16 protein-coding genes and 1 pseudogene are annotated in these 17880 nt (G+C 47.0%); 6 read left to right on the top strand and 11 right to left on the bottom strand.

The genetic code is table 11. The annotated features are described in order from the left end of the window. Positions 1 to 152: 152 nt before the first annotated feature. The 6 genes from NC796_RS14170 (at position 153) to NC796_RS14195 (ending at position 5469) form a co-directional block, all read left to right on the top strand. A complete protein-coding gene (locus tag NC796_RS14170) occupies positions 153 to 995 on the top strand; it encodes a sulfurtransferase (protein ID WP_310685294.1) in 843 nt (280 codons plus the stop codon). A gap of 38 nt (positions 996 to 1033) precedes the next feature. Further along, positions 1034 to 2716 carry an NADPH-dependent assimilatory sulfite reductase hemoprotein subunit gene (locus NC796_RS14175; protein ID WP_310685296.1) on the top strand — a complete coding sequence of 561 codons (1683 nt, stop codon included), beginning with the start codon at positions 1034 to 1036 and terminating at the stop codon, positions 2714 to 2716. 17 nt (positions 2717 to 2733) lie between these two features. Beyond that, complete coding sequence (cobA, locus tag NC796_RS14180; RefSeq protein WP_310685297.1) at positions 2734 to 3549, top strand: uroporphyrinogen-III C-methyltransferase; 816 nt, start codon at positions 2734 to 2736, stop codon at positions 3547 to 3549. Between the two features lie 11 nt (positions 3550 to 3560). Beyond that, positions 3561 to 4328, top strand: coding sequence for a phosphoadenylyl-sulfate reductase (locus NC796_RS14185; protein WP_310685298.1), 768 nt, complete (start codon positions 3561 to 3563; stop codon positions 4326 to 4328). Positions 4329 to 4331: 3 nt separating this feature from the next. After that, the gene (locus NC796_RS14190) at positions 4332 to 5012 is read left to right on the top strand and encodes a bifunctional precorrin-2 dehydrogenase/sirohydrochlorin ferrochelatase (protein ID WP_310685299.1); all 681 of its coding nucleotides are present in this window, start codon (positions 4332 to 4334) and stop codon (positions 5010 to 5012) included. A 121-nt stretch (positions 5013 to 5133) separates the two neighbouring features. Further along, positions 5134 to 5469 carry a DUF3470 domain-containing protein gene (locus NC796_RS14195; protein ID WP_310685301.1) on the top strand — a complete coding sequence of 112 codons (336 nt, stop codon included), beginning with the start codon at positions 5134 to 5136 and terminating at the stop codon, positions 5467 to 5469. A 121-nt stretch (positions 5470 to 5590) separates the two neighbouring features. On the opposite strand, the gene NC796_RS14200 is transcribed toward NC796_RS14195, so the two are convergent. From NC796_RS14200 to ilvB, 11 genes and pseudogenes are all read right to left on the bottom strand, one after another. Continuing rightward, positions 5591 to 6766: an aminotransferase class I/II-fold pyridoxal phosphate-dependent enzyme gene (locus tag NC796_RS14200; RefSeq protein WP_310685303.1), complete on the bottom strand. Its 1176-nt coding sequence runs from the start codon at positions 6764 to 6766 to the stop codon at positions 5591 to 5593. Positions 6767 to 6786: 20 nt separating this feature from the next. After that, positions 6787 to 7200, bottom strand: a complete 414-nt coding sequence (locus tag NC796_RS14205) for an OsmC family protein (RefSeq protein WP_310685305.1) — start codon at positions 7198 to 7200, stop codon at positions 6787 to 6789. Between the two features lie 246 nt (positions 7201 to 7446). Further along, the gene (locus NC796_RS14210) at positions 7447 to 8562 is read right to left on the bottom strand and encodes a branched-chain amino acid aminotransferase (protein ID WP_310685306.1); all 1116 of its coding nucleotides are present in this window, start codon (positions 8560 to 8562) and stop codon (positions 7447 to 7449) included. After that, the gene (gene leuB / locus NC796_RS14215; RefSeq protein ID WP_310685308.1) at positions 8559 to 9668 is read right to left on the bottom strand and encodes a 3-isopropylmalate dehydrogenase; all 1110 of its coding nucleotides are present in this window, start codon (positions 9666 to 9668) and stop codon (positions 8559 to 8561) included. The genes NC796_RS14210 and leuB overlap by 4 nt, the downstream gene beginning before the upstream one ends. Next, complete coding sequence (locus NC796_RS14220; protein WP_310685309.1) at positions 9665 to 10231, bottom strand: hypothetical protein; 567 nt, start codon at positions 10229 to 10231, stop codon at positions 9665 to 9667. The genes leuB and NC796_RS14220 overlap by 4 nt, the downstream gene beginning before the upstream one ends. Before the next feature lie 23 nt (positions 10232 to 10254). Continuing rightward, a complete protein-coding gene (locus tag NC796_RS14225; protein ID WP_310685311.1) occupies positions 10255 to 11556 on the bottom strand; it encodes a 3-isopropylmalate dehydratase large subunit in 1302 nt (433 codons plus the stop codon). Between the two features lie 105 nt (positions 11557 to 11661). Next, positions 11662 to 12810, bottom strand: a pseudogene (locus NC796_RS14230) (2-isopropylmalate synthase); the annotation flags it as partial. Between the two features lie 69 nt (positions 12811 to 12879). Next, a complete protein-coding gene (cimA, locus tag NC796_RS14235) occupies positions 12880 to 14484 on the bottom strand; it encodes a citramalate synthase (RefSeq protein ID WP_310685315.1) in 1605 nt (534 codons plus the stop codon). Between the two features lie 31 nt (positions 14485 to 14515). Further along, on the bottom strand, positions 14516 to 15535 hold the full coding sequence (gene ilvC, locus NC796_RS14240) for a ketol-acid reductoisomerase (protein WP_310685317.1): 1020 nt from the start codon (positions 15533 to 15535) through the stop codon (positions 14516 to 14518). Positions 15536 to 15580: 45 nt separating this feature from the next. Further along, on the bottom strand, positions 15581 to 16105 hold the full coding sequence (gene ilvN / locus NC796_RS14245) for an acetolactate synthase small subunit (protein WP_310685320.1): 525 nt from the start codon (positions 16103 to 16105) through the stop codon (positions 15581 to 15583). Next, positions 16102 to 17781 (bottom strand): biosynthetic-type acetolactate synthase large subunit, encoded by a 1680-nt coding sequence (gene ilvB / locus NC796_RS14250; RefSeq protein ID WP_409070378.1) that lies wholly within the window; start codon positions 17779 to 17781, stop codon positions 16102 to 16104. The genes ilvN and ilvB overlap by 4 nt, the downstream gene beginning before the upstream one ends. Between the last annotated feature and the right edge of the window lie 99 nt (positions 17782 to 17880).

Here is a 17880-nt window from a genome sequence, read left to right on the forward strand (position 1 = left end):
TTAAATAGGTTTAAAAGAACTTGATTTAAAGCCCACTACCTGAAAGCAGGTGGTGGGCTTTTTTGTTTGCAAAAGTTCACACGCCTGCCTCAGAAAAGCTTAATGAATCTTCCGAAAACAACCTTAATCCATAATCATAAAGATTAATAACTATGTCTGAAGTTTTAACTAACGAAAAAGTACTCGTTTCAACAGATTGGGCAGCCGATCATCTAAATGATGAGGGCGTTCGATTTGTCGAGGTCGATGTTGATACCGAAGCGTATGAGTCTGGTCATATTCCAGGCGCTGTAGGCTGGAACTGGAAAGAGCAGCTGCAGGATCAGTTGCGCAGAACTATTGCTTCAAAAGAAGATTTCGAAAAGTTGCTGGAAGAGAGCGGAGTAGAAGGGAATACTACTCTGGTTCTTTATGGCGACAATAACAACTGGTTTGCTGCATGGGCCTATTGGCTGCTGAAGTATTACGGTCATGAGGACGTGAAGATCCTGGATGGCGGTCGTAAGAAGTGGGAAGCTGAAGGTCGCGAGCTCACTACCGACGTGCCAAGCTATGATAAAACGGACTACACTATTTCCGGCACCAAGCCCGAGTATCGTGCATTCCGTGATGAAATTAAGGAGCAGCTCGAAGGCGACAACTTCGGTCTTGTCGATGTTCGTTCCCCAGATGAGTTCACCGGGAAAATCCTGGCACCTCCGGGCCTGAATGAGCTTTCCCAACGTGCTGGACACATTCCGGGAGCTTCCAATATCCCTTGGTCTAAAGCAGTAAATGAGGATGGTACGTTCAAGAGCAAAGAGGAATTGAAAAAAATCTATGAAGGCGAAGGCATTACTCCTGATAAAAATATCGTTGCCTACTGCCGAATTGGAGAGCGTTCTGCACACTCTTGGTTCGTTCTCAACGAACTGCTCGAATATCCCAATGTTAAGAACTACGACGGTTCTTGGACCGAATGGGGCAACCTGATTGACGCTCCGATCGAGCGATAAATTATAATTAGTTCAAAAAACAGATAACACAATCCTTTATGGGTTCACGACGAAAAAAAACAAAAAGCAAAATTGAAGTCATAAAGGAGAACAGCGATTATCTGCGCGCGCCTCTTTTGGACGAAGTGGGAAATGATTCTTCCCACTTCGGCAAAGAGGCTATCCAGGTGCTGAAGTTTCACGGCACCTATCAGCAGGATGATCGTGATCTCCGAGAAGGCAGAGACCGCCACTATATTTTCATGATCCGCGGCCGGCTGCCGGGCGGCAAAATGACAGCCGACCAATACTTGGCAATTGATGAAATTGCTGACAAATACGCCAATGAGACACTGCGGGTTACCACTCGACAGGCTTTTCAATTGCATGGCGTGATTAAAAGCGAGTTGAAAGACACGCTACGGGAGATCAACAATTCACTCATTACCACGCTTGGAGCTTGTGGTGACATTGTGCGAAACGTAATGGCCACACCCGCTCCTGATATTGACGGAAGACAGGCAAAAGTACAAGAGTTTGCCGACGAACTCTCAGATATACTGCTCCCCGCCAGCAAGGCATACCACGAGGTATGGCTGAATGGTGATAAGGTATATTCCGGTAAAGAGGAAGTTGAAGAAGGTGAGCCTCTTTATGGAGAGAGCTATCTGCCACGTAAGTTCAAGGTGGGTATCGCTCTGCCGGAAGATAACAGTGTTGACCTGTATACCCAGGATATCGGACTTGTAGCGCTGTTTGATGATAACAACGAAATTGAAGGATTTAATGTGACCGTCGGCGGCGGCATGGGAATGAATCACCGCAAGGAAAACACGTTCCCACGACTGGGCGATGACCTTGGGTACGTAACCAAGGACAAGGTCGTCGATGTGGTCAAAGGTATAATTGAGATTCAGCGGGACCACGGTGACCGCAAAAATCGCAAGCAGGCCCGCATGAAGTACCTCATCCATAAATGGGGACTCGAGAAATTTGAAAAAGAGCTTATCTCGCGCATTGGATTTGAGCTGCAGCCATTCCGTGATATGCCTGATTTTGACCTGGATCTCTACCTGGGCTGGAATCAGCAGTCTGACGGCAACTGGTTTCTTGGACTTTCCATTGAAAACGGACGTATCAAGGATGATGGTGAGCTGAAACTAAAAACAGCAGTACGAAAAGTCGTTAAAGAATACGGCACTGGCGTGCGGTTAACACCCAATCACAATATACTGCTCACCGATGTTAAAGAAGAGGATAAAGAGGATATTGAAGATATATTCCATGAGCACGGCGTGCTGCTACATGACGAAATTGCCAATGTGATTAAATATTCTATGGCATGTCCCGCACTGCCAACCTGTGGATTGGCGATTACCGAGTCGGAACGCGCACTCCCGGATATCATTCGTGATCTGGACGGCGTGTTGCAGGAGCTCGGTCTTGAAAATGAAAAGCTCTCCGTGCGTATGACGGGATGCCCGAACGGTTGTTCCCGTCCTTATGTAGCCGATATCGGCTTCGTGGGTCGTTCACTCGATAAATACACGATTTTTATCGGTGGAAATCCCGAAGGAACGCGGCTTAATAAGGAGTATAAGGACCTGATTGACCGTGAAGATCTGGTTGATGAAGTGCGACCACTTTTAAAACACTTCAAAGAAAACCGTTCCAACGGCGAGAGTTTCAGTGACTTCTGGAACCGGGTCGGGTTAGAAGAAACCGAAGAAATTCCCGCATAACAGCGAGTAAATTCACTATGAGCCAACAAAAATTTCAATCGCAGGATGGTAAAGTCCAGTTGGTGGGCGCCGGTCCCGGAGATCCCGAACTGATTACAGTCAAGGGGTCCAGGGCACTGGAGACGGCCGACGTTATCGTCTATGATCGTCTGGCCAATCCGGACCTGCTCTCCATTACCTCGGAAGAGTCGGAGCATATTTACGTGGGTAAGCGCCCGGGAAAACCCTCCGTTTCTCAAGATCAAATAAACCATATTCTGATCACCAAAGCGCGCGAAGGCAAAAAAGTGGTCCGCCTCAAAGGGGGCGACTCATTTGTCTTCGGTCGCGGAGGGGAAGAGTGCATGGCTCTGAAGGCGGCCGATATTCCGTACGAAGTAGTGCCGGGTATCAGTTCTGCGTTAGCAGCACCCGCTTTTGCCGGCATCCCGGTAACCCATCGTAAGGTGGCGCGCTCGTTTACCGTCGTTACCGGGCACACCATCAAAAAAAGTGATTCTTTTGAAGAGTGGGAACACCTGGCCAAGGCCGATACGCTCGTCATATTGATGGGTATGCGGAATTTGCCAAATATTACCGAAAGACTGATTAGTTTTGGTCGAGATGCCGATACACCGGCAGCTGTGATTGAAAAAGCGACCTACGAGTCACAGCAGACGGTTGTGGCAACCCTTGCTACTATCGCTGATGAAGCGGCGCATCTTTCTTCTCCGGCAACAATCGTTGTGGGAGAGTTGGCTTCAAAAGGTAAAGAATTAAACTGGTTCCAAAAGGAATCCATCGAGCAAGAAACGACCACAAATGAGAAATTTGTGACAAATTTTGCAGGATAAATTATTAAATCATGCAGAAGTTAAAAGAACCCATTACATTTTTACAGCAAAATTTAACACAGGAACTGCTAGATAACCTCAACCAGCAGTTTGAAGAGGCTAGTCCCGAGCGAGTATTATCGTGGGGGTTTCAGACCTTCGGTTCGGAAATGGTGCTGGGTACGGGATTTGGCCCTTCAGGAGTGTTTCTGATCGATCGTCTTCAAAAAGCAAACATCGATATCCCGATTTTTTACCTGGATACGCACCTGTTTTTTGATGAGACTTACGAACTGCGTGATCGTTTGGAAGCCCGGTATGATATTGATATTACCCGGGTAAGCACTGATCTTTCGCTGGATGAGCAGGCAGAAAAATATGGCGATGAACTCTGGAACAGGAATCCCAACCGCTGCTGCTATCTACGGAAGGTTCTCCCACTCCGAAATTATCTTTCGGATAAAAAAGCATGGGTTACTGGTGTGCGTCGCAACCAATCAGAGTCACGCAAAGAGACCAAGATTGTAGAATGGGATCCTGAGAATGAGGTAATCAAGATCAATCCCCTTGCAAATTGGACTGGAGACGATGTTTGGGATTATATCCACAACCGGGGTTTGCCGTATAACCCGTTGCATGATGAAGGATATCCCAGTATTGGCTGTATTCCGTGTACACAACCGGTAGATGCTGAAGAAGAGGAGGGTGAACGCGCTGGCCGCTGGAATGGTTCAGAGAAAACAGAATGCGGCATCCATCTTCCTACACAGAATTATCAAAACAGCATGACCGGCACTTGAATTATGGAAATGTTCCCGATTTACCTTCGACGGCTCGATGAACGCAAAACAGTTCTGATCGGTGGTGATGAAGAAGCAGAAGAAAAAGTAGAGCAGCTACTGGATCGAAATGCTAACCTCACTGTCATTTATCCGCACATAACTGATAATATGCGGCGTTGGGCCGACGAAGGACGCTTTGAGTGGCTGGATCGGGAGTACCAGGATGGTGACTTGGAAGGCGCTTTTATGGCTATTGTCGCTGAATATGAGGGCGATCTCAATGAACGTGTCTACAATGAAGCATTGGAGCGCAACATCCTGGTGAATGTGATGGATGATCTGCCACACGCTAATTTCGCCTTTGGTTCTATTGTTCGGCAGGGTCCACTAACACTATCCATTTCTACCAGTGGTGCGGCCCCAGCACTGGCTGTGCGGCTTCGACAGCGGTTCGAGAAAGAGTTTGGACCGGAATACGGGCACTTCCTCAAGTTTATGCAACGCTTGCGCAAACCAATGTCCAGGCATCATCCCGACTTCGAATCCCGAAAAAAAATTTGGTATGAATTGATTGACTCTGGTGTGATTGATTATTTCCGAGAAAATCAATTGCTTAGGGCTTACGAAGAAACAGCAAAAATTGTGGGAAGAAATGTGGTTGATGAAGCTTTAAAAGTGGAAACTACGCAAAAAGAAGATTAGATTAACCCCTCAGTTTTCAATAATTAATTTGTATTTATTTAAATGAACAGGAGTGGTTGTAGAATTTGTACACATCCTGTTTAGCAAAAATTAATTTTTTAAAAGATAATTTTTTTCAAGCATGGCTTATATAGTAGCAGAACCTTGCATTAATTGTAAATACACCAATTGCGCGGCGGTGTGCCCGGTAGATGCCTTCCGGGAAGGTCCCAACTTTTTGGTTATCGATCCTTTTGAATGCATTGATTGCGACGCCTGTGTACCAGAGTGTCCGGTTGAAGCGATATATCCGGATGATGAGCTGCCGCTGGAGTGGGAGCACTACATCGACCTGAATGACAAGCTCTCCGAAGAGTGGATGGATCACCTGATTAATGAAACAAAGGATCCGCTCCCTGATGCCGACGACTGGGCAGACAAGGAAAAGGAAATTGAAATGATTGAAGGCTGGGATTAAACCAGTTTAAAAAGTATTAAATTAGCAAACCCATCGAAGGGCTTACCGTTCGATGGGTTTTGTATATCAAAGGGATTATTAATCCAGCAAAAGTATTAAAGCTCTGTATCTGGTAGTTTCCTTAAGTAGAGAGTGCTTTATCCACATCCGCAATAATATCTTCAATCTCTTCCAATCCCACTGCAATACGCACTAAGCCTGGTGTAATGTTCACAGCGGCACGCTCTTCATCGGTGAGTTTGGAGTGTGTAGTAGAAGCGGGATGTGTAGCAATGGATCTTGTATCTCCAAGGTTGGCAGAAAGGGATATCATTGAGAGATTATCGAGAAAGTTCTTCGCCCGCTCATATCCACCTTTAATATTGAAAGCAACAACACCACCGCCATCTTTCATCTGTTTTTTGGCTAGTTCATACTGCGGGTGACTGGGCAGAAAAGGATACTTAACCCAATCCACATCATCTTGATTTTCCAGGAATTCAGCCAGTTTCAGGGCGTTGGAACAGTGGCGATCCATGCGGGCCGGCAGCGTTTCAAGGCTTTTGGAGAACAGCCAGGCATTAAAAGGAGAGAGTGCCGGCCCGGTATGTCGGGTGAACATCTGCATCTCTTCAATATAGCGATCTTTACCAACGATGATCCCTCCAATAGCCCGACCTTGTCCGTCAATAAACTTTGTGGCCGAATGTATGACGATATCGGCTCCGTATTTCATCGGTTTTTGCAGGTAGGGGGTTGCAAAACAGTTATCCACCACCGTTATAAGCCCATGCTCTTTGGCAAGCTTACACGCCCATTCCAGGTCAATGAGATCGAGTCCTGGGTTGGAAGGGGTCTCCAGGAAGAGTACACGTGTGTTATCCTGGATCAATGATTTCCAATTCTCGGGTTTATCAATATCAGCATAGGAATAGCTGATTCCCCAGCGTGGGAAAATAGAGTTCAGGATCTGGTGGCTGGAACCAAACAATGAGCGACAAGCCAGCACATGGTCGCCCTGGTCTAGCAGGGCCGCAAGGCTGGAAAACACAGCCGACATTCCCGAGGCGGTGGCGATCCCACTTTCAGCCTCCTCCATATTACAGATTTTGGTAATAAACTCATCTGTATTGGGATTCGAGTAGCGACTGTAGATATTGCCCTCTACCTCACGGGCAAACATCGCACGAGCATGCTCCGCCGAATCGAATACAAAGCTGGATGTCATGAACAGCGGGGTAGAGTGCTCTCGCTGCTCCGTACGCTCTGTTTGTGTTCGAATTGCCTTTGTACCGGTGTTGTTTTCTGAATCTGCCATGAAAATAATGTAAAGCTAAATTATTGAATCGTGTAACTATGGGTGATCCTGGATGTTTTTTCCAGCGCTTTTGAAACCGAGCAATATTTGTCGATGGAGAGATTAATAGCGCGTTCAACTTTTTTGGGATCCAGATCTCCCTTCAAGATAAAATTAAGGTGAATGGTTTTGAATTCGGAGTAGGTGTCCGTTTTTTGACGATCTCCATCCACTTCCACACTGATATCCTGCAGATCCTGTTTCTGTTTCTTAAGAATCCCGATGATATCGATAGTACTGCACCCCCCAATACCTGCCAGTAGAAGCTGCATGGGACTCATACCGCCTTCAATCCCCCCGATGGTGCGAGTGCCATCCATACGGATCGCCCCTCCTTCTTCATTTTGTGCTTCCATATGCAGCTCTTCATCCAGCTTGTTGATCTTAATCTTCATAGAAAATAAGAGTTATTATCAATTCTAATTGCGCCAGCAGGAAGGTAAGAAAAGCGGCTAGTTATGAAAAGAATTCCACCCAAAAAATGCCGTTTAGATTGTAAAATGAGGCTGGTCACTTAGTTTGTACAACTATTTTGCGTATTAGAAATGAGATAAAGCATAGTGCCGGATCCATCAAATGATCCCTTTGGAATTACCCAGAAAAAAAAGAAATCTACCCGACTATCAATCGGGTAGATTAGGTCAGCTAATAGTGGACATCCAGTGATAGATGTCCTCGTGAGTTGAATATTGTATACCAGTAATAGTGTCAAAAAGTTTTTTGGCAAAAGGTCCAATTTCATCTTCGTCCGTTACCAGCATATTACCCTGATGGTGAATGGATCCTACCGGAGAAATAACAGCTGCCGTCCCTGTACCAAAAACTTCCTCAAGGGTATCCTGTTTGTCTGCCTCAAATATTTCATCGATGGTTATCGGCCGTTCGTGAACGGGAATATCCCAGTGTTGAGCTAGTTTAATAACGGAATCTCGTGTTATGCCACTGAGGATCGAACCGCTCAGCTGAGGAGTATGGAGTTCACCATCAATTTTGAAGAAGATGTTCATGGTACCCACTTCTTCGATGTATTTATGCTCATGCGCATCAAGCCAGATGATCTGCGTGAAGCCCTCTTCTTTGGCTTTCTCAGCAGGTAGGAGGGTGGGACCATAGTTACAGGCCGTTTTAATGAAACCAGATCCACCTCGCACCGCACGGATATACTCATCAGTTGTTGTAAGACTTACGGGATTAAACCCTTCCTCGTAGTAAGCCCCAACAGGGGAAGTCATAATCAACAATCGGTATGTTTCGGCGGGACGTACTCCCAAGCAGGCATCCGTTGCAAACACGAGTGGACGAATATAAAGGGCATTTCCATGTTTTTTAGGTACCCACTCTTTATCAACAGAAATCATCTTCCTTAAGGCCCTTTCAAGGAGTCCTGTATCCAGTGGAGGAATACACATGCGTTCACAGGAATCATTAAGCCTGTTTAGGTGACGATTCAGGCGGAAAAATCGAACCTGGTCATCTTCACCACGGAACGCTTTCATTCCCTCGAAAACAGTCTGTCCATAATGCAGCGTGGACATGGCGGGTGAGATCCTGAGATCATCAAAGGGAATGATCTGTGCGTCTTGCCATTCTCCCGCCTTGTATTCCAGGCTGAACATATGGTCGGAAAACACATCGCCAAATCCCGGATTGTCAAGGTCCACTTCATTCACTCTGCTTGTGTTACGTAGCTGAAGCAGAATTTTTGAAGTGTCGGTATTCGGTTGTTGTGCGAAGTGTTTTGCTGGTGACTGTTTCATAAGAAAGTGCCTGGTTGTAAATCAGGATTTAAATGTTTCATGATTGCACTACCCATTTCTGAGGTGTTTACTAAATATTCTTTCGGAGATTTTGTGTAGATATCTCCTGTACGGAAGCCATCCTCAAGAGTTGCTAAAATTGCATCTTCGATTTCCTGGGCAGCTTCTTCCATATCCAATGAATGGCGGCAGAGCATTGCAATTGATGCAATGGTCGCTAATGGATTTGCTTTGTTCTCACCGGCAATATCCGGTGCAGAACCGTGAACAGGCTCATACATGGCAAATTTTTCACCAATGCTGGCCGAAGGCAACATACCGATTGATCCGGTGATCATCGCAGCTTCATCGCTGAGAATATCACCAAACATATTGCCGGTCAGGATGACGTCAAACTGCTTGGGATAGCGAACAAGTTGCATTGCACAGTTATCCACCAAGACGTGCTCCAGTTCAATTTCGGGCCACTGCTTGGCGGCTTCTATGACTACTTTTCTCCAAAGACGCGAGCTGTCGAGTACATTGGCTTTGTCCACCGATGCCACTTTCTTTGCACGGTTAGTGGCCATCTCAAAAGCCTTATGGGCGATGCGGGAGATTTTATCAGTAGTGTACTCCATCGTGTCTACCCCGCGTTCCCCATTTTCCGTCTTCTCAATAAGTCGAGGCCTGCCGAAGTAGATGCCCCCGGTCAGTTCACGGAGAATCATGATGTCGACACCCTCTACAATCTCCTTTTTGAGGGTAGAGGCATCGATTAACGGTTTATAGACTTTAATAGGCCGCAAGTTGGCGAAAAGATCGAGCTCTTTCCGCAATCCCAGCAGGGCAGCCTCCGGACGCTTATCCTTGGGCTCATTATCCCACTGCGGACCTCCCACGGCTCCAAGGAGTACAGCAGGTACTTCCTTGCATGCTTCAAGCGTCTCATCTGTCAAGGGGCGCCCATAGCGATCGATACTGGCTCCACCGACATCAAAGCTACGTGTCTTGAGCTTATACCCGTGCCGCTTACATACGGCTTCCAGGATCTTGATTCCTTCTTTGGTGACTTCCGGCCCAATGCCGTCGCCGGGTAGAACTACTATTTCTTTCGTTGCTGTCATGCGATCATTCCTTCTTTTCGTGCAAATTCAAAAATTCCCCCGGCGTTGACGATATCCGCAACACTACCCAGTGGACGAATCTTGTAGGTTTCGTCCTGGGTGAGATTGCGAACCTCGCGTTCAGCTGGATCGATTTCCAGTATATCATGGGTCTTTACCTTAGAACTCAGGTCTTCGATGCTTTCGTAGGGAACTACAAATCCACCGTCAACAGAGTTTCGGTAAAAAATACGGGCAAATGTGGGAGCGATGATCGCTTTGACACCTGCAATTTTCAGGGACGCCGGAGCGTGTTCACGTGAGGAGCCACAACCAAAGTTATGTCCTCCAATAATGATTTCGAACTCGCTTTCAAACTTGTCTTCTTCCACCAGGGGAATATTTCCCTGTGGAAGCCCGGATTCCGCATCGGGAACCCCGGAGAGAGCGTATCGCCCGTAAAATTTTCGTTCTTCAGGATCGTCAAGACTATATACCAAGTGTTCTGCAGGAATAATTTGGTCTGTGTCAATATTTTTACCGAGCACAAACGCTTTTCCCTTTATCGTATCTGGTGTAGACATTAAAACTTTCTAGTGGATTTTATTTAGTTAATAAATGCTCGTGGATCAGTGATTGTACCGGTGATGGCCGAAGCCGCAACAGTATAGGGAGAAGCCAGATAGACCTGTGCTTGCTTGGATCCCATGCGACCCGGGTAGTTCCGGTTGGTCGTTGAGATACATCGCTCTTCGTTGTTCAGGCGACCAAAGGTATCAGAAGGACCACCAAGGCAGGCTGCACAAGAGGCGTTACCGATATGACAACCGGCGCTCTCGAAAATGTCTTGCAGCGTTTTGCCATTCACCTTTTCAGTTTTAAGGCCTTTCTTAATTTCGGTAGTGGCCGGAACGATAAAGGTTTCCAGCTTCAACTCCTGTCCATCAATAATTTTGGCTGCTGCCACAAAGTCGGAGAGCTTACCACCGGTGCATGATCCGATATAGGCGCGATCCAGCTCGGTGCCTTCCAGCTCTTCAGCCGTTGCTTTGTTGTCAGGACTGTGAGGCTTAGCCACCATGGGAACCAGCTTGTCAAGCTGATAGGTATATTCACTGTGATAGTCGGCATCCTTGTCGCTGTATACCGGCTCAAACGGTTTGTCTGTACGTTCTTTTACATAAGCTTCCGTCTTTTCATCCGGTTCAACAACACCATTTTTACCACCGGCTTCGATAACCATGTTGGTCAGTGTCATGCGATCTTCCATGGTCATGGCACTGATTCCTTCACCGCCAAATTCCATCGTGCGATAAGTTGCGCCGTCCACTCCGATATCTCCAATAATTTGGAGGATAATATCTTTCGCCATCAGGTAATCGGGCATCTCAGTCCCTTCAAATACGAAACGCATGGTTTCCGGTACCTTTACCCAGAGCTTGCCCGTACCCATTATGAATGCGGCGTCGGTGTTTCCGATACCCGTGGCAAACTGTCCGAATGCTCCGGCAGTACAAGTGTGAGAATCGGTCCCGAAAAGAACCTCACCAGGACGAGTGAAGCCCTCCTCAGGAAGCGCGATATGACAAACTCCTTTATAGTTATCAGATCCTACATCATAGTAGTAGGGGAGATCCTGGTCGGCCGCAAAAGCGCGCAGGATATCGACATTTCGGTTGGCGTATTTGTCTTCGGTAAAGATGTAGTGGTCGGGAATAATAACTAGCTTTTCTTTGTCCCAGACACGGGCATCTTCCCCGAACTCATTTCTGAAAATTGAGATAGAAGGCGGCCCACAAACGTCATGGGTCATTAAAACGTCCACATCGACCCAGACACTTTCCCCGGGTTCAACCGAAGAGGCGCCACTGTGATTAGCTAATATTTTTTCTGTGAGAGTCATTCCCATGGTTATTCGAACTCTGTATTTTTAACAGTTTGGATTTATATTTTGTAAATCGTTGCGTTCCTAGTTTTTGGTGACCGTCGTATCTCCGGATACCTTTTTGTGATTCAGGGTTTCATCAACCAGCATCAGCAGGTCACTGTCAGTCACTACTTTCTTTTGATCAGCCAGGCGTGTTACCTTGGTATAGATTTGATTCAACTCCTCTTTATCGAGTGTATAGCCAAGATCTTCCATCTTTTTGTTCAGGGCAAAACGGCCGGAGTGTTTCCCCAGCACAATGCGATTACCTGTCAGACCCACCGATTTAGGCGTCATGATTTCATACGTCATCGGGTTATTGAGCACACCATGCTGATGGATGCCCGCTTCGTGGGCAAACGCATTTTCTCCCACAATCGCCTTGTTGGGTTGCACGGGGTTACCCGTAATTTTGGTGAGAAGCTGGCTGGCGGGATAAAGCTCTTCAGTCACAATGTTGGTTTTCTTGCCAATATTGTTTTCCCGCGTCGCCATCGCCATAACGATCTCTTCCAGCGAGGCATTACCTGCCCGTTCTCCAATGCCATTGATCGTACATTCAATCTGTTGGGCGCCATTTTGCACAGCAATCAGTGAGTTTGCCACCGCAAGACCAAGGTCGTTGTGGCAGTGTACGCTGATCACCGCTTTGTCAATATTCGGCACATTTTCTTTGATACCCTTAATCAGCTCCCCGTATTCCCAGGGCAGGGCATAACCGACGGTATCCGGCACATTGATCACTTCAGCCCCGGCATCAATTACCGCCTCAAAAATTTCATACAGGAATTCAGGATCACTGCGAGAAGCATCCTCTGCAGAGAATTCAACCTCTTCACAAAGCGAGTGGGCATATTCCACCGCTTGCACCGCCGATTCCAGCACTTCCTCACGAGATTTTTTGAGCTTGTACTTCATATGGATATCGGAGGTCGCAATAAATGTGTGAATGCGAGGCTTTTCAGCAAATTCAAGTGCAGAAGCCGCCCGCTCAATATCCTGCTTTTTTGTCCGGCTAAGAGCAGCAACGGTGCTGTGCTTGATCTTTTTCCCGATCGCGCGAACAGTTTCATAGTCACCATCAGAGGCAATAGGAAAACCGGCTTCGATAACATCGGCTTTTAGACGCTCAAGCTGGAGGGCAAGCTTTAACTTTTCTTCCTGGTTCATACTGAACCCGGGTGACTGTTCTCCATCTCTGAGCGTGGTATCGAAAATTTGAATTTGGTTTTCCATGATTCTGTGTTCTATAACTTAGTAGTTTAAATTACGCCTCAATTATGATTTATGATTAATGGATCGTTGTTAGCTTGCTTTATTTGTAGATGTATCAAGAAGTTCTTCATTTTGCTTCATCAGGAAATAGCTAAAGCTGTCGGAGAGAGCTTGCCAGCTCGCTTCAATAATATTTTCTGAGACGCCGACGGTACCCCAGGAGTCGCCATTTTCGTTCGAGTCAATAAGAACCCGAACGCGAGCTCCTGTGCCGTCTTTCTCGTTGAGTACGCGCACTTTGTAATCCTGGAGATGCATATCAACAATTTCTGGAAAGAATTTGTGAAGCGCCTTTCGCATAGCGCCATCCAGGGCGTGCACAGGACCACTGCCTTCGGCCGCACAGTGTTCAATCTGGTCGCCAACCTTCAGCCTGATTGTGGCTTCTGATCGGGCTTCACCAGATACGTTCTTTTCCACGATGACACGCAGGCCTTCAAGGGAAAAATATTCTTCCCACGGCTGGGTCATCTTTTTGACCAACAGTTCAAACGATGCTTCGGCTGCCTCAAACTGGTACCCTTCATTTTCAAGTTCTTTGAGCTTCTGGACAATCTGGGGAGCATCATCGCCGTGCTCATCCAGTTGAATGCCAAGCTCATCTGTCTTGTAATAGACATTACTTTTGCCCGAGAGATCCGATACAAGCACCCGACGTCGATTTCCTACTTTTTCAGGCACGACGTGCTCATAGGTCTGCTCATTTTTCATCACTGCACTTACATGTACACCGCCTTTGTGGGCAAAAGCACTGCGACCTACATACGGTTGACGAATATCCGGGCTAACATTAGCCAACTCACTTACGAAGTGAGAAAGCGAAGAAAGTTGCTCCATTTTTTCATCCGGAATACAGCTGTAGCTTTGCTTGAGCTGAAGGTTGGGAACCACCGAGCAGAGATTGGCATTACCACACCGCTCGCCATATCCATTAATGGTGCCCTGCACATGTTCACACCCTGCAGCAACCGCAGCTAAAGAATTTGCAACCGCCACTTCGCAGTCGTTGTGCGCATGAATACCAAGCTTGGTATTTGTATGCTCCCGGACTTCTGAAACAATTTGGGTGATTTCATGGGTAAGTGTACCACCGTTGGTGTCACACATAACCAAGACGTCAGCCCCGGCATCTTCTGCCGCTTTCAGTGTTTTGAGGGCGTATCCCGGGTTGTCTTTATACCCGTCAAAGAAATGCTCGGCATCATAGATAACCTCTTTTCCGTGACTCTTAAGGAAAGCCACGGAATCAGAGATTATTTTGAGGTTATCCTGAGCCGAAATTTTAAGCGCTTTTTCAACGTGCAGTAACCAGCTTTTGCCAAAAATGGAAACAGCGGGCGTTTCCGCCTCTACCAATGCACAAAGGTTTGCATCTTCTTCTGCGGTGTTACCGGCCCGGCAGGTACTGCCGAAAGCCACAATTTTGGCATTTGAAAAGGAATGACGCTTGGCCAGCTCAAAGAACTCCATATCTTTTGGATTTGAACCAGGCCAGCCACCTTCAATATAGTTGAATCCAAATTCGTCGAGCTTGTGAGCTACACGGATCTTATCCTCGGCGGAAAAAGAAATTTTCTCCCCCTGAGTTCCATCACGCAGCGTGGTATCAAAAATTTGGATGTTTGTTGCAGTCATTGTTGTTCTTTTTTAAAAGCGCTGTATAAAACTATTCTGCAGGTTCGGCTTGCTCCTTATTTCCGATCCAGTCCATCATTGACCGGAGATCTTTGCCGACCTTCTCAATTTTATGCTTGTCGAGCTCAGAGCGAAGTTTTGTGAGATTAGGAAGTCCTTCTTTGTTCTCGTTGATCCATTCTTCAGCGAAAGAGCCGTCCTGAACATCTTTCAGCAGTTTCTCCATGCGTTTTTTGGTGTCATCATCAATGATGTCGGTGCCACGGGTAAGTCCGCCATATTCAGCAGTATCACTTACAGAGTAGTACATTCCTTCAATACCACCTTCATACATGAGATCGACGATCAGCTTCAGCTCGTGCAGGCACTCGAAATAAGCGATTTCCGGTTGGTAACCAGCTTCAACTAGCACTTCAAATCCTTTTTTGACCAGCTCAGAAGCGCCGCCACAGAGTACTGCCTGCTCTCCGAAAAGATCGGTTTCTGTCTCTTCTTCAAATGTCGTTTCGATAACTCCGGCATGCGTTCCGCCAAGCCCTTTTGCATAGGCCAGTGCGATATCTTTCGCTGAACCAGTGTAATCCTGGTGAACAGCGATGAGGCAGGGGACGCCAGAACCTTGCTCATAGACCCTGCGTACAAGATGCCCGGGACTTTTGGGAGCAATCATGAAAACATCAACGTTATCTTCCGGCTCAATTGCACCGAAGTGGATATTAAACCCGTGGGCAAAAGCAAGAGCATTGCCTTCCTCAAGATTGGGCTTTACGTGTTCTTCGTAAAAATCTGCCTGGTACTGATCGGGAATAAGTATCATAACAATGTCGCCGGCTTTGGCCGCTTCAGATGGATCCAATACTTTGAGTCCAGCTTTTTCGGCTTCATCTCTGGACGAGCTGCCTTCACGGAGGCCAACAACTACATCGACTCCGCTCTCTTTCAGGTTAAGGGCGTGTGCATGGCCCTGGCTCCCGTATCCCATAATGGCTACGGTTTTATCTGCCAGAAACTGAAGGTCAGCATCATTGTTATAATATGTCTTCGCTTTCATTAAATAAGTCCTGCTTTTGATTATGTGTTATATGTTAAAAAACTGTTAAACTGATCCGCTGTATTCTCTTTTTAGGGCTACCGTCCCGGTTCGGGCCACTTCCGAGATGCCAAACGGCTCCATCATTCCGATGAAGGCGTCTACTTTATCCCGGTTGCCGGTCACTTCGATGGAAAGTTTTTCAGGGCTAATATCAATAACTTTGGCCCGGAAAACCTGGGCAACTTGCATCACTTCGGTCCGGCTGGAGGCAGTAGCGGCCACTTTGACCAGTGCCAGCTCCCGCTCAACGAAATGATCATACGTAAGGTCTGTGACCTTGACCACGTCGATGATTTTATTGAGCTGTTTCGTAATCTGCTCAATGATATGCTCATCACCGTGCGTGGTAATAGTAATTCTTGCAAGCCCCGACTCTTCGCCAGGACCAAAACTCACACTATCAATCTCAAAGCCTTTTCCGCTAAAGATTCCAATGATCCTGGAGAGAGCATTGAGATTGTAGTTAACCAGAACCGAAAGGGTATGCTTGTTTTTAGTTTCCGTTTTCCCGTTCTGTGTTGATATCATTCTTCTTCCCCTTCTACCATTTCATTCAATGCTGCACCCGCTGGTACCATCGGATAGCAATTTTCGTGTTCCTCAACCTGGAAGTCCATAACTACAGGCCGATCATTAATTTCCATCGCTTTTTCGAGCACTTCCGTCATCTCTTTTGGATTGGTGGCCCGGAAAGCAGCGGCACCATAACTTTCAGCCAGCTTCACGAAATCAGGATTTCCCTTTTTAAGGATGGAGTGGCTGTATCGTTTATTATAAAAGAGTTCCTGCCACTGTCGCACCATTCCAAGGCAATTATTATTCATAATGGCAATCTTGAGTGGCACTTCGTATTCAACCGCAGTGGCCAGTTCATAAGCTGTCATCTGGAATCCTCCATCTCCGGTGATACAGACAACCGGACGGTCAGGCACTGCAAAAGCTGCTCCCATAGCCGCGGGAAATCCATAGCCCATGGTTCCCAGTCCACCAGATGTGAGGAAGGAGCGTGGGTGGTTGAACTTGTAGTGCTGGGCAGCCCACATTTGGTGCTGGCCAACATCAGTTACCACAACTGCATCACCTTTTGTGATACGGGAAATCTCCTCGATCATGTGCTGAGGCTTAATAGTATCCTCAGATTTTGCAACCTTCAGTGGATGTTCCTCTTTCCAGGTATTAATCGTTTCCCACCATTGATTGATTTCCGGTTTATCTGTCAGTTCATCAATTTGTGGGAGTACCTTCTTAACATCCCCCACGATGGGTACTTCAACAGCGACGTTTTTACCGATGTTGGACGGATCAATGTCGATATGAATTTTCTTCGAATGTGGTGAAAATCCGTCCAGACGCCCCGTTACCCGATCGTCGAAGCGGGCTCCAACCGCCAACAGGACATCACATTCCGTTATAGCCATATTGGCGTAGTACGTACCGTGCATGCCAAGCATCCCCAGCGATTGCTTCTTGCTTTCCGGGAACGCACCAAGACCCATAAGGGTAGTGGTAACCGGAATGTCGAGCCGTTCAGCCATGGTTGTCAGCTCTTCCCAGGCTTCTCCGAGAATAGCGCCGCCACCAGCATATATCAGAGGTTTTTTGGCTTCACTCAGCAGTTTGGCTGCCTTTTGAATCTGGGATTTGTGCCCTTGGGTTACCGGATTGTAATTGGGCATTGAAATTTTCTTGAGCCCGCTGTAGCGACCTTCCGTATTCAACATGTCTTTTGGAAGATCAACCAGCACCGGACCAGGGCGCCCGCTTGTAGCAACATGGAACGCTTCCCGTATTACCTGCTCCAAATCGTCGACATCCTTCACCAGGTAGTTATGCTTGGTGATGGGACGGGTAATTCCTACTATATCAGCTTCCTGGAATGCATCATTCCCTATGAGGCTGGAAGGAACCTGTCCCGTAAACACAACCAGAGGTATGGAATCCATAGCTGCCGTGGCAATACCTGTAACGGTGTTGGTACCGCCCGGACCGGAAGTAACCAGGACAACCCCTGGTTTTCCGGTGGCTCGGGCGTATCCGTCGGCAGCATGTGTTCCGGCTTGTTCGTGTCGGATTAAAACATGCCGGATATCATGACTATCAAAAAGTTTGTCGTATATCGGTAGTACAGCTCCCCCGGGATACCCAAAAAGAGTATCTACCTCCAGGTCTTCCAGCGTATTTATCAAAATTTCAGCCCCGTTCATCACGTGAGTTTCCGAGGCCTCAACAGGTTGTTCATCGGTGCTGTGTTCGAATCTTTGAGCTTTTAAATGGTTCATATGACCTCGTAAATGTACTTTTCC

This window comes from Aliifodinibius sp. S!AR15-10 (genome assembly GCF_031569985.1).
In the GTDB taxonomy this organism is placed as follows: domain Bacteria; phylum Bacteroidota; class Rhodothermia; order Balneolales; family Balneolaceae; genus JAMQKA01.

Coding starts and splice junctions, on each gene's coding strand:
- NC796_RS14170 (WP_310685294.1), top strand. CDS start 153: ATGTCTGAAGTTTTAACTAACGAAAAAGTACTCGTTTCAACAGATTGG.
- NC796_RS14175 (WP_310685296.1), top strand. CDS start 1,034: ATGGGTTCACGACGAAAAAAAACAAAAAGCAAAATTGAAGTCATAAAG.
- cobA (WP_310685297.1), top strand. CDS start 2,734: ATGAGCCAACAAAAATTTCAATCGCAGGATGGTAAAGTCCAGTTGGTG.
- NC796_RS14185 (WP_310685298.1), top strand. CDS start 3,561: ATGCAGAAGTTAAAAGAACCCATTACATTTTTACAGCAAAATTTAACA.
- NC796_RS14190 (WP_310685299.1), top strand. CDS start 4,332: ATGGAAATGTTCCCGATTTACCTTCGACGGCTCGATGAACGCAAAACA.
- NC796_RS14195 (WP_310685301.1), top strand. CDS start 5,134: ATGGCTTATATAGTAGCAGAACCTTGCATTAATTGTAAATACACCAAT.
- NC796_RS14200 (WP_310685303.1), bottom strand. CDS start 6,766: ATGGCAGATTCAGAAAACAACACCGGTACAAAGGCAATTCGAACACAA.
- NC796_RS14205 (WP_310685305.1), bottom strand. CDS start 7,200: ATGAAGATTAAGATCAACAAGCTGGATGAAGAGCTGCATATGGAAGCA.
- NC796_RS14210 (WP_310685306.1), bottom strand. CDS start 8,562: ATGAAACAGTCACCAGCAAAACACTTCGCACAACAACCGAATACCGAC.
- leuB (WP_310685308.1), bottom strand. CDS start 9,668: ATGACAGCAACGAAAGAAATAGTAGTTCTACCCGGCGACGGCATTGGG.
- NC796_RS14220 (WP_310685309.1), bottom strand. CDS start 10,231: ATGTCTACACCAGATACGATAAAGGGAAAAGCGTTTGTGCTCGGTAAA.
- NC796_RS14225 (WP_310685311.1), bottom strand. CDS start 11,556: ATGGGAATGACTCTCACAGAAAAAATATTAGCTAATCACAGTGGCGCC.
- cimA (WP_310685315.1), bottom strand. CDS start 14,484: ATGACTGCAACAAACATCCAAATTTTTGATACCACGCTGCGTGATGGA.
- ilvC (WP_310685317.1), bottom strand. CDS start 15,535: ATGAAAGCGAAGACATATTATAACAATGATGCTGACCTTCAGTTTCTG.
- ilvN (WP_310685320.1), bottom strand. CDS start 16,105: ATGATATCAACACAGAACGGGAAAACGGAAACTAAAAACAAGCATACC.
- ilvB (WP_409070378.1), bottom strand. CDS start 17,781: ATGAACGGGGCTGAAATTTTGATAAATACGCTGGAAGACCTGGAGGTA.